Origin of the sequence: Onishia niordana, from assembly GCF_004798965.1 — a bacterium.
Lineage (GTDB): Bacteria > Pseudomonadota > Gammaproteobacteria > Pseudomonadales > Halomonadaceae > Onishia > Onishia niordana.
Window position 1 is genome coordinate 23,792 of record NZ_SDSD01000004.1, and the last position, 11,829, is coordinate 35,620.

Below are 11,829 nucleotides of genomic sequence, written 5' to 3' on the forward strand. Positions count from 1 at the left end.
CAGCTAGGACTGTCTCTCTCCTACCAAATGGGGAGTAAGATGGGTAGGAACAAATAAAAAACTATGCACAAAATAAAACTAACCAACTGTTTTATAATTAAAAAATACATCAAATTACATCTTCAGATCCAGAACATCGAGTGAGGCTTGGCTACCCGCCGGCCAACGGCCGGCGGTAAATGACTCAAGCCACTGAATGCGCAGGCCTCAAGATCACAAGCTGTCGATCGCCTTGGATACCCGCTCGGCCCCGGACAGGATTTCGCTAATCACCGACTGCGTTTCGCCAACCCGCTCGCGGCTAGTGGCACTCTGTGTGACCACCGTATCCATTTTCCCGCTGGCCTGGCGAATCAGCTCGTTATTTTCCCCCAGTACCTGGGATATCCTCTTGGCGGCTTCGGTCGACCCGTGCGACAGACTTTTAACTTCCTTGGCAACAACCGAGAAACCCCGGCCGTGTTCGCCTGCTCGCGCCGCTTCGACTGACGCATTGAGAGATAACAGGTTAGTCTGCTGAGCGATGCGCGAGATGGTATTGGTGATCTCGTTAATCGTCTGAATCTGTTGATTGAGGGCATTAATGATGCTTTGTGCCCCTTCGGCTTCAGACGCCACATGCCTTGCGGTTTTTACGGCTTCTTCAAGCTGAGCAAGGCCATCCTTTGCGATCATTTCGGTCTGCTGCGATGTGGTTCGAGCCGATGCCACCGCGCGATGTGCAGCATGCTCCGCCTCAGTTTCTGACGTTATATCCGTGGCAAACTTCACCACCTTGAACACTCGGCCACTCTCATCAACGACTGGGTTATAGGTTGCTTCCAGCCAGACACTCTTCCCATCAGAGGCGACTCGCTTGAATTTTCCTTGCTGTAGCTTATTGCGGGAAAGCTCATCCCAAAACCCAGGATTTTCCTGATAAAACTCCTCAGGGCACAGCATGCTATGATGCTTACCTTTTATATCGGAAAGCCTGTAGTATACGGCATCAAGAAAGTTCTTGTTGGCACTGATGACATGACCATCCGGTGTAAATTCAATGACGGCCATTGAGGCATAAAGCGCACTGAGGACAGCTTCCTTATCGAAAGAATTATCGTGCTTTTCCGTCACGTCATAGGCAATCTTGAGTATATAAGACACCTTACCATTTTTGGCTTTTACGGGTAGGTAAGTGGCCTCGAGCCAGACACTATCCCCAGAGGAGCTGACCCGCTGAAAAGTCCCGCTTTGACTCTTCCCCTCAGACAACTCCTTCCAGAACTCCCTGTACGCATCAGACTGATGGATGTCCTGGGGGCAAAAAATCCGGTGATGCTTACCCTTCACTTCCCCTAGGCGATACCCGACACACCCTAGGAAGCTCTCACTTGCATCCAATACATTTCCCTGAACATCAAAAGTAATACAGGGAGTATGAGTCTTTACCGCTTCAAACAAATTACCTTCTAAATTTCTTCCAATCATCATTTCAGGCTCCCGACATAAAGGCACATCTTTATTTTGATTTTTTAAACCTCTACTGCTGATCCCCATACCGCCCGTTACGCCAATTCATTCGATATGATCCCGCCCCAATGGCGGTAATCCCTGAGTTAAATCAACCAGCGCAACGCGACAGAGTCGACCATTAACACAGCATTCCATGCCTTACGCGCGAGCCTGTCATCAGGACGTCGAGCCGACTTACGCGGCTATTCATTCCTCACGAGATCTGAGCCAAGCCTCCTTTTTTCTGGATAACACTCCCTGTTGTCAGCAGCTAGCTGATCGAGACACAAGCCATTCAAACAAATGAGAATGCATCTCAAATATCAACACGGACTCGCCGACACGGCCTTGCCGCGATTTGGAGCACCTCCATGAGCATATCGGCGGGCCTTGTCAGTCCTTTAGCTAAAAGGCAAGAACGTCGACCAGATAAAAGCAGCCTGCACACACTCCGCTCTGAAACCATCTCTTTTTACCCAAGCGCCAACTAAGCTGTCCCTTGAGCGTTGCTGCTTCGCAACGGGCTAGGCAAGTGCGTATAGTGTTGTGAGTGAGAACCGCTTTCATCACCGCCAAAATCGGGTATGATGCTGTTTTAAAAGATAAAATGATGTTCTCTTTCGCTGCTACAAAGTAGCGTTGGCACTCATCAATATATGTCGCTTACTAATAAATCGCACGCTACATAAGTTGGGCAATAGACATGACGGATCACGCCGACGACGACAGCCTGCTGACACTCGATAACCAGCTTTGCTTTGCGCTGTATTCCACTCAGCTCGCCATGAACAAGCTCTACCGTCGCCTGCTCAGTGAGCTTGACCTGACCTACCCGCAGTACCTGGTCATGCTGGTGCTTTGGCAGCATGGTCAAATGTCGGTGTCAAAGATTGGCGAGCATCTGGGCCTCGACTCCGCCACATTGACCCCGCTGCTCAAGCGCCTCGAAAGCCATGGCTTGGTCAAACGTCAGCGTTCCAGTGAAGATGAGCGTCGCGTCGACGTGAGCCTTACTGAGGCCGGTGTAACACTCAAGAAACGTGCCCGGGATGTCCCCAAGGCCGCCATCTGTGCCACTCACTGCGAACCGCAGGCGCTTGGACAGCTACGTGATGACCTCAATGCCCTCCGCCAGAAACTCAACAGCGGGGAATGAGTTTTTTACCCCTTTAAGTAGCTCGCTATTAAATAGCAGAATGATTTCTTCCCTCACCATCGAGATCGCTTTCCCTGTGCCCCTGCCATACAGGGGCTAGGATGAGAAAAAGGCACCGGTCGGTTTGGCACCCAGGCATGCCCCGACTCCAATGCCGCCCGCGGCAACATCGACGTGACACTTAAGTGTCGATGCCTGACTGCTGCCACTCAGAGAAATCCCCGCGCAAATAAAAACGCCGAGCTTTTAGCCCGGCGTTTTCGTTCAGGAAGACAGCTCTCTCAGGCCTTTGCCGTGCGCTGCCTCAGCCACAAAAGACTTAGCAGTGAGCTTCCCGCCAGCAGCGCGACGCCACCGGCGAAGGCCATGCCGGCAGGTGCCAGGCCGAAGGCGCGAATCGTCAGCCCGATCCCCACGACCGGAATCGATAAGGCAATATAGGCAACGATGAAGAAGGTTGCGGCGACGCCGCCGCGCTGGTCGGCGGGACTCGCCTGCACGACGGCGCCCAGACCGGCGCGAAAGGCCATGCCCTGGCCGATGCCCGCGATCAGAGCGCCGAGCAGGAAAAATGCCAGCGCACCAAGCCCGATGCCAATGCCCACCAGCGAGGCGCCAAGGATCACCCCGCCACAGCCCAGCGGCAACCGCCAGGGGGCCGGGAAGCGTTCCTGCACGAGTTGGCCAAGGGTCGAGGCGAAGAACACCGACCCTGCCGCCAAACCCGACAAGGCCAGGTTGTCATAGCCGAGCACGCCGATCATGAAGGCCGGCGCCGTGGCGGTGAAGAAACCTAGCAGCGCGAAGCCGGCGAAACCGGCAATCGCCGCAGGCAGGAAAATGTCGCGGACCTCCTCCGGCACCTTCAGCCGCTGCAGAGTGAGCCTTGGCCGCGCCGGGCGCGTAACGGTCTCCGGCGCCTTGAGGATCGCAAGCGCCGCCAGCACAGCAAGCCCCAGGTGAATGCCATAGGCCAGGCGCAGCGGCCAGGGCAGATACTCGACCAGCAAGCCGGCCACGATCGGCCCCAGTCCCAGGCCGCCCATGTTGACCGCGGTGGCCAGGAAGGCCGCCCGCCGTGACCAGGCCGCAGGTGCCAGCTCCATCACCGCCACCGTGGCGGTTGCCGTGAAGATGCCGGCAGAGATCCCGGAGACGAAGCGGCCGACCAGCAGGCTTGAAAGGCCATCGCTTGATAGGAAGATCACATCGCTGATCGCCGCCGCCGCCAATCCAGCCCCTAGCATCGGGCGCCGTCCAAGCTGATCCGACCAACGCCCAGTGGCCACCAGCGCGCCCATCACCCCTAGTGCATAGACGGCGAAGATCACCGTGATGGTCAGCTGCGAGAAATCGAAGCGCGCCTGATAGACCGGGTACAGAGGCGTAGGCAGCGTGGTGCCCAGCATGGTGATCAAGAAGGCCAGTGCCACGCCGAGAAAAGGCAGCGCCGAGGTCGGGGAGCGGCGTTCGCCTGCAGTCGTCATAGTCTCTCCTTGAGGTAAGAATAAGGTCGACGACGGTTCAAGCGGGCACCTGCGTCGCACGCTCCCGCGCCAATGCAATCAGGAAGATCGAAAGGCCGCCAAGCGCCATGGCCATGCCCACCAGGCCCGTGGCCGACCACCCCATCCCCATCGTCACCGCCACGCCACCCAGCCAGGCGCCGAGGCCATTGGCGATATTGAAGGCGGCATGATTGAGGGTCGCGGCCATGGTCTGAGCCTCGCCGGCGACATCCATCAGCCGGGTCTGAAGCGGTGGTACCAAGGCGCCGCAGGTACCTACCAGGCCGACGAACAGCAGACCACTCCATATCTGATCGGCGGCCAGGAAGAAGCCCAGTTGGCAGAGTGCGGCCCATACCAGGGCCCCGCCGATGGCACGACTCTGATCAATGTCGGCAAGCCGACCACCGGCGTAATTGCCAATGACTGCCCCCACACCAAATACCGCCAGCACCAGTGGCCCCAGCGCCTCGGACATGCCGGCTTGATGGGTCAGGGTCGGCATCGCATAACTGAACACGCTGAACATGCCCGCGAAGCCAACGCAGGCCACAGCCAGCGTGTAGAGCACCCGCGGCTTGGTAATGGCCGACAGCTCGGCGCGCAGGGAGCCCCCTTGATTGGCCGGCTGCACCGGCACCCAAAGCCTTACCAACAGCGCGGTGCAAAGTCCCAGCGCCCCCACCATCACGAAGGCCGCCTTCCAGCCCAAGAGGCCCCCCACCCAAGTGGCCAAGGGCGCACCGGCGAGGATTGCCAGGGTCAGGCCCATCAGCACCCGACCGACGGCGCGGCCGCGCTCGTGGGGTTCGGCGACATTGGCAGCTACCAAGGCCGCCACCCCCAGGTAGACCCCGTGAGGCAGGCCAGCAAAAAAGCGCAGCGCGACGAACCCATAGAAGGAAGGCGCCAGCAAAGTCAGCAGATTACTGGCGGCGAACAGCACCATCAGGCCGATCAGCAGTCCCCGACGGGGAATACGCGCGCTGATCGCCGAGATCAGTGGTGCCCCGACCACCACCCCCAGTGCATAGGCACTGATCGCAAGGCCCACCTCCTGAACCGCGATGCCGTAATCGGTGGCGATGCGCTGCATCAGGCCCATGATCACGAATTCTGTCGTGCCGATGGCGAAGCCCCCCAGCGCCAGGGCCTTCTCGGCCAGGCGGGGGTTCGGGGACGGGTGAATCGAGTCCGTTGTCATGTCACGCTCCTTGCGGCAGTGGCGACGCCACCGCCAGGCGGCGCGAAAAAGGAGGCATTATCCCAGAGGCCGGCGCGGTATGCGATAATCGCTCCCTTGCCGGGCGACGGATCATCGGCGCCCCGGGCGCATCGAAGGGCACCCGATGCCTCAGCCCTGCAGCGGCCTTGCCGCCGGGACCCGCAAGGCTGGCCTCGGTCAAGGCCCATCAGAGAAGATTTGCGAGTTGGGCCAATACATCACGTAGACTCCGGGGATGCCCGTGACGCCGACCGACACACTTCACCCCTTGAGCCTCATCGCCGTAAGGCGGTGGCGGTGGCTGCTGTTCTTGGCCTGCCTGGTCGCGCTGCCGGCCGCCGGGCGAGCCGCAGCGACCTCTGGCGACGACGACCGGGTGATCGTGATCGGCGGTGATCACTACCATCCCCCCTACGAATTCCTCGACGAAGACGGTCGCCCCGCCGGCTACAACGTGGAGCTGACCCGGGCCATTGCGGAGGTGATGGGCATCGAGGTGCGCATCGAGCTGGGCCCCTGGAGCGAGATGCGCCGTAAGCTGGAAAACGGCGAAATCGATGTCCTGGAGGGCATGTCCTACTCCGAGGCGCGCGACGCCGACTTCGACTTCGCTCCCGCCCACGCCATCGTCCACCAGTCGATCTTCGCCCGCCGCGGTACGCCGCCCGTGGAAGGCCTGGGGGATCTGCGTGGCCAGGAGGTCATCGTCCAACGTGGCGATATCATGCAGGATCTGCTGATCGAGCAAGAAGTGGGCGCCGAGCTGTTCCCCACCGATACGCATGCCGACGCGCTGCGTGCCCTCGCCGCCGGCCAGCACGACTATGCCCTGGTGGCCAATCTCCCTGCCCTGTACCTCAGCCGTGAACTGGGACTGACCAACCTAGTACCGGTCGCTCGTCCCTTCTCGCTGCGCTACGGCTATGCCGTCAGGGAGGGCAACGCCGACGTGCTCGCCCAGTTCAGCGAGGGCTTGGCCATCCTCAAGAACACCGGCCGTCATCAGGCCATCTACGACAAGTGGCTGGGCCCCCTGGAACAAGGGGAGGGCCTGCCCTGGAAACGGCTCGGCCTGATCGGCGCCATTGCCTCGGCGCTGCTGCTGCTGATCCTTGGCGGCATCGTGGTCTGGAACCGCCTGCTCAAGCGCGAGGTGGCGAGCCGCACCGAGGAGCTTCGCCGCCAGCAGCAGCAGCTGATCCAGGCCGACAAGATGTCCTCGCTGGGCGTCCTGGTCTCAGGCGTCGCCCACGAGATCAACAACCCCAGCGGCCTGCTGCTGCTGAACCTGCCGGTGCTGCGGGATGCCCACGACGATGCTCGCCCCATCCTCGAGGCCCACTATCGCGAACACGGCGACTTCCCGCTCGGCGGCCTGCCCTATTCGCGCATGCGCGACGAGGTGCCCTCGATGCTCGACGAGATGCTGGAAGGGACCCAGCGCATCAAGCGTATCGTCGGCGACCTCAAGGACTTCGCGCGACAGGGCAGCCCCGAGCTCGGCGAGCGCCTCGACCTCGACGAAGTGGTCAAGACCGCGGTGCGTCTGGTCGACAACTCGATTCGCCAGGCCACCGGCCGCTTCGAGGCGCACTACGCCGGCAACCTGCCCACCGTGCGGGGCAACGCCCAGCGCATCGAGCAGGTGATCATCAACCTGGTGCTCAACGCCTGCCAGGCCCTGGAGGGGCGTGACCAGGGCATCCGCTTGACCACCCGGCACCTTCCCGACGACAAGGCCGTGACCCTGGAGGTGTACGATGAGGGACGAGGCATCGACCCGGCGGCGCTCACCCGGTTGACCGACCCCTTCTTCACCACCCGCCGTGAGTGTGGCGGCACCGGGTTGGGGCTTTCCGTCTCCGCTGGTATCGTCCGCGAGCACCACGGCCAGCTGGACTTCGCCTCTCACCCCGGCCAGGGCACCACCGTCACTCTGACGCTGCCCGTGGCCTCGGACGACCACGCTGCCACCTCCCATCAGGACGACCGATGAGCATGAATCTCTATCCCGCCTTTGGCCTGCTGCTGGTCGATGACGAACCCTCTTACCTGCGCAGCCTGAGCATCGCCCTGGAACGCAATGGCGGCATCAACCATCTCCACCGCTGCCAGGACAGCCGTCAGGTGATGGACATTCTGGCGCGCGAGAACATCGGCCTGGTGACCCTGGACCTGACCATGCCCCACCTGTCGGGCGAGGAGCTGCTGCGACGCATCGTCGAGGAACACCCCGATGTCGGGGTGATCGTGATCAGCGGCCTCAACCAGGTGGAGACCGCCGTCGACTGCATCAAGCACGGCGCCTTCGACTACTTCGTCAAGACCGACGAGCAGAGCCGGCTGATCGAGGGCATCAAGCGGGCCATTCAGCTGCAGGAGCTGCGCCAGGAAAATCTGGAGCTGCGTCGACGCTTCCTCGACGACACCCTGGAGCACCCCGAGGCCTTCGCCGACATCATCACCGACGACAAGGGCATGCGCTCGGTCTTCCAGTACCTCGAGTCGGTGGCGCCCTCCAGTCAGCCATTGCTGATCGGTGGCGAGAGCGGGGTCGGCAAGGAGCAGATCGCCCGGGCCGCCCATGAACTGAGCGGCCGCCGCGGCCCGCTGGTCTGCGTCAACGCGGCGGGGCTCGACGAGGGCGTCTTCGCCGACACCCTGTTCGGGCATGAGAGGGGCGCCTTCACCGGAGCCGATCGTCCCCGTGCCGGCATGATCGAACAGGCCGCGGAGGGCACCCTCTTTCTCGACGAGATCGGTGACCTGAATCCGGCGTCCCAGGTGAAGCTGCTGCGCCTGCTGCAGGACGGCGAGTACTACCCGCTGGGCAGCGATCGCCCCAAGCGAGCCCGGGCACGCATCGTAGTGGCGACCCATCACGATCTCGAGGCATGTCAGCGAGAAGGCGGCTTTCGCAAGGATCTCTACTACCGGCTGCGCACCCATCAGGTCCAGGTTCCCCCGCTGCGCCGCCGCCGCGACGACATCCCGCTGCTGCTGGATCATTTCCTCGCCGAGGCCGCCGACGAGCTCGGCAAGCCGCGGCCGAGCTACCCGCCCGAGCTGCCGGTGCTGCTGGGCACCTACGCCTTCCCCGGCAACGTGCGCGAGCTGCGCGCCATGGCCTACGACGCCATGAGCATCCACCGCTCGCGGACGCTGTCCATGCAGGCCTTCAGGCAGGCCATCGATCCAAGCCTTGCCGGCGCCGAGCCGACGGTCGATGCGTCCGCCGAGCGCGCCGTCTTCGCGCCGGACGAGCCCCTGCCAACGTTGCACGAGGTCGCCGACCTGCTGGTCCGCGAGGCCATGCAGCGGGCCGAGGGCAACCAGTCGATCGCCTCAACGCTGCTCGGCATCTCCCAGCCGGCGCTGAGCAAGCGGGTGAAGAAGCTGCGCGAATCCGGCACGCAACCCCTATAACCCCGGCGACGGGATAACCAGGATTATAGCGCAACATAGTCCATTTATTTCAATGCTTTACTGAAAATCATCGCCCCCTAGGCGCTTCGAGGTTATACCCCTTCGCCCTGGCCACCAGCGCCAAATCCTGACAAAAAATCAAAAAAAACAATCATATACCGGAAGTATCACCATCTGGCATGCCCCTTGCTCCTGATTGGAGTGGCTCCATGAAGAGAGCCGCGACATTCCAAGAACAAGAGGTTCAACGATGCCAACCTTCATGAAGGCGGCCTTCCCGGCCGCGACCATCTCCCCTATCCAGCCGATTGCCCGCGTGGGAGGTGCCGCATGCTCGCTCTGATCAACGACCTGCTGTGGGGCAAGATACTGATCGCCCTGCTGATCGCCGTCGGCGTCGGCTTCACCCTGGCCTCGCGCTGCGTGCAGTTCCGCTACTTCGGCCGCATGTTCCGCATCCTCAGCGCCAGTCAGGCCTTCAAGAAAGACCAGCACGGCCACCTCAGCTCCTTCCAGGCCTTGCTGCTGTCAGTGGCCGGACGCGTCGGCGGCGGCAACATCGCCGGCGTCGCCGTGGCCATCACTCTCGGCGGCCCGGGCGCGGTCTTCTGGATGTGGATGGTCGGCCTGATGGGCATGGCCACCAGCTTCCTCGAATGTACCCTGGCGCAGGCCTACAAGACCGCCGAGCCCGACGGCACCTTTCGCGGCGGTCCGGCGCGCTACATCGCCCGCGGGCTCGGCCGCCGCTGGACCTGGCTGGCCGGCCTCTACTCGGTGCTGCTGCTACTGACCTTCGGCTTCGCCTTCACCGCCCTGCAGTCCTATGCCGTGGCCACCTCCTTCGACGACGCCTTCGGCATTCCGGCGCATGTCACCGGCATCGGCCTGGCCCTGCTGGTGGGCCTGATCATCTTCGGCGGCGTCAAGCGTATCGCGCGAGTCACCGAGGTACTGGTCCCGGTCATGGCGGGGGGCTACCTGCTGATCGCCCTGGTGGTGCTGGGCCTGAACATCACCCGGCTGCCCGACGTCATCTCCCTGATCGTCAACAGTGCCTTCGGCCTCGAGCCGGCCATCGGCGGCGGCATCGGCGCGGCCATCCTGATGGGCGTCAAGCGCGGCCTGTTCTCTAACGAGGCGGGGCTGGGCAGCGCACCCAACGTCGCCGCCGTCGCCTATGTCCCGCACCCGGTCAACCAGGGCATCGTCCAGGCGTTCTCGGTGTTCATCGACACCCTGATCATCTGCTCCGCCACCGCCTTCATCATCCTGCTCGGCGGGGCCTATGACCCGGCGGCCGGCGCCGGGATCGACGGCATCGCCCTGACCCAGGCCTCCCTGGCCGACCATGTCGGGGAGTGGGGCCGCAGCTTCGTCAGCATCGCACTGCTGATGTTCGGCTTCAGCACCATCCTCTACAACTACTATCTAGGGGAGAACAGCCTCGACTTCTTCAGCCGCCGTAATCGCACGCTGTTCAACGCCTTCCGCCTGGCCATCATCGGCCTGTGCACCTGGGGAGCGATGACCGACCTGGGCACCGTCTTCGCCTTCGCCGACACCACCATGGGACTGCTGGCCCTGGCCAACCTCATCGCGCTTATCATGCTGTTCAAGCCGGGGCTGCGTTTCATGCGTGACTTCGACGGCCAGATCAGCGCCGGCGTCAGCCAACCGATCTTCGAGGCCGACAAGTTCAGCGACCTGAACGTGGACCCGGCCGCCTGGAAGATCGAGCCCGAGGATCGCGATCGGGCCCAGCGGGCCGCCACGGCCAATCCCTGACGGAGCCTCTGCTTCCCAGCGTCATCGGCCCGGCCGCGGCACCTGCCGCCGCCGGGCCGTCGCGTCCTCTAGCCCCTCGCCAACGATATAGACGATGGGGGACAGGGCCTTTCGCCACCTGAGGCAGGATGCCCGAGCCGGGATGCTGTAGAGCGAGGGCCAATCTATGCGATACTTCGCGCCTTTCCGAGCCGCTTGCTCTTCAGCTGTCAACGTCAGGGACCTCGCTCATGCCCCAAGGCACCCTCTATATCATTTCCGCCCCCTCCGGGGCCGGCAAGACCAGCTTGGTCAAGGCTTTGCTCGAACACCTCGATGGTATCGGCGTCTCGGTCTCGCATACCACGCGTGAACAGCGTCCGGGCGAGGTGAACGACGTCAACTACCACTTCATCGATCATGAACGCTTCAAGGAGATGATCGAGCGTGGCGAGTTCTTCGAATACGCACGGGTCTTCGACAATTACTACGGCACCTCACGTCCGGCGGTGGAAGCCCGCCTGGCAGCCGGCGAGGATGTGATACTCGAAATTGACTGGCAGGGCGCCCGCCAGGTGCGTGCGCAGATGCCCGAGGCCGAGTCGGTGTTCATCCTGCCACCGTCCCGGGCCGCGCTGCGCCAGCGCCTGGCCGGCCGCGGTACCGACGATGAGGCCGTCATCGAGCGGCGCATGCGCGATGCCATCAGCGAAATGTCGCATTACGACGAATATGCCCATGTGATCGTCAATGATGACTTCGTGACCGCCCTGGCCGAACTCGAGGCACTGGTCCGCGGGCAGCGCACTCGGCTTGCCCGGGTACGCGAACGCCAGGGGCCGCTGCTAGCATCGCTCTTGTCACAACATGAAGGGCTACAGTAGACTGGCCGGTCCCCAAGCGTGCCCCTCGACAGGGCTTTCGAACGCATCATCTTTCCCATCCCTCGAACTCAGGTACCTGATCATGGCGCGAGTCACCGTCGAAGATTGTCTGGAACACGTTGAAAACCGTTTCAAGTTGGTGATGATTTCCACCCAACGCGCACGTCAACTGGCCCGCGGTTCCCGCGATGCCCTGCTGCCCTGGGAGAACGACAAGCCCACCGTCATGGCGCTGCGCGAGATCGCCGCCGAGAAGATCGACGAAAACGTGCTCAACGAACCGATCGAGGCGCCGGTGCGTCCCCGCCGCGAACCTGAGATGGGCGAGGAATGAGGCAACCTCACTGAATTCTGGTATCGTCAATCATTCCT

9 protein-coding genes are annotated in these 11,829 nt (G+C 62.1%); 6 read left to right on the plus strand and 3 right to left on the minus strand.

Annotated elements, in window-relative coordinates; genetic code table 11:
• Window positions 1-213: 213 nt before the first annotated feature.
• Window positions 214-1,536 carry a methyl-accepting chemotaxis protein gene (locus tag ETC27_RS09015; protein WP_240724863.1) on the minus strand — a complete coding sequence of 441 codons (1,323 nt, stop codon included), beginning with the start codon at window positions 1,534-1,536 and terminating at the stop codon, window positions 214-216.
• Between the two features lie 658 nt (window positions 1,537-2,194).
• Here ETC27_RS09015 and ETC27_RS09020 point away from each other — a divergent pair.
• The gene (locus tag ETC27_RS09020) at window positions 2,195-2,647 is read left to right on the plus strand and encodes a MarR family winged helix-turn-helix transcriptional regulator (protein WP_136254667.1); all 453 of its coding nucleotides are present in this window, start codon (window positions 2,195-2,197) and stop codon (window positions 2,645-2,647) included.
• Between the two features lie 281 nt (window positions 2,648-2,928).
• Here the strand turns inward: ETC27_RS09020 and ETC27_RS09025 are convergent, their stop codons facing one another.
• Together ETC27_RS09025 and ETC27_RS09030 are read right to left on the minus strand one after the other, a co-directional pair.
• Window positions 2,929-4,134: an MFS transporter gene (locus ETC27_RS09025; protein ID WP_136254668.1), complete on the minus strand. Its 1,206-nt coding sequence runs from the start codon at window positions 4,132-4,134 to the stop codon at window positions 2,929-2,931.
• A 37-nt stretch (window positions 4,135-4,171) separates the two neighbouring features.
• A complete protein-coding gene (locus ETC27_RS09030) occupies window positions 4,172-5,359 on the minus strand; it encodes an MFS transporter (protein WP_136254669.1) in 1,188 nt (395 codons plus the stop codon).
• A 262-nt stretch (window positions 5,360-5,621) separates the two neighbouring features.
• Here ETC27_RS09030 and ETC27_RS09035 point away from each other — a divergent pair, with 262 nt between their 5' ends.
• From ETC27_RS09035 to rpoZ, 5 genes are all read left to right on the plus strand, one after another.
• Window positions 5,622-7,376: a transporter substrate-binding domain-containing protein gene (locus ETC27_RS09035; protein ID WP_240724864.1), complete on the plus strand. Its 1,755-nt coding sequence runs from the start codon at window positions 5,622-5,624 to the stop codon at window positions 7,374-7,376.
• Complete coding sequence (locus ETC27_RS09040; RefSeq protein WP_136254671.1) at window positions 7,373-8,806, plus strand: sigma-54-dependent transcriptional regulator; 1,434 nt, start codon at window positions 7,373-7,375, stop codon at window positions 8,804-8,806. Before ETC27_RS09035 ends, ETC27_RS09040 begins: the two co-directional genes overlap by 4 nt.
• A gap of 330 nt (window positions 8,807-9,136) precedes the next feature.
• A complete protein-coding gene (locus ETC27_RS09045; RefSeq protein WP_136254672.1) occupies window positions 9,137-10,594 on the plus strand; it encodes an alanine/glycine:cation symporter family protein in 1,458 nt (485 codons plus the stop codon).
• Between the two features lie 230 nt (window positions 10,595-10,824).
• Window positions 10,825-11,457, plus strand: a complete 633-nt coding sequence (gene gmk, locus ETC27_RS09050) for a guanylate kinase (RefSeq protein WP_136254673.1) — start codon at window positions 10,825-10,827, stop codon at window positions 11,455-11,457.
• Between the two features lie 82 nt (window positions 11,458-11,539).
• Window positions 11,540-11,791, plus strand: coding sequence for a DNA-directed RNA polymerase subunit omega (rpoZ, locus tag ETC27_RS09055; protein WP_092525152.1), 252 nt, complete (start codon window positions 11,540-11,542; stop codon window positions 11,789-11,791).
• Window positions 11,792-11,829: the final 38 nt, after the last annotated feature.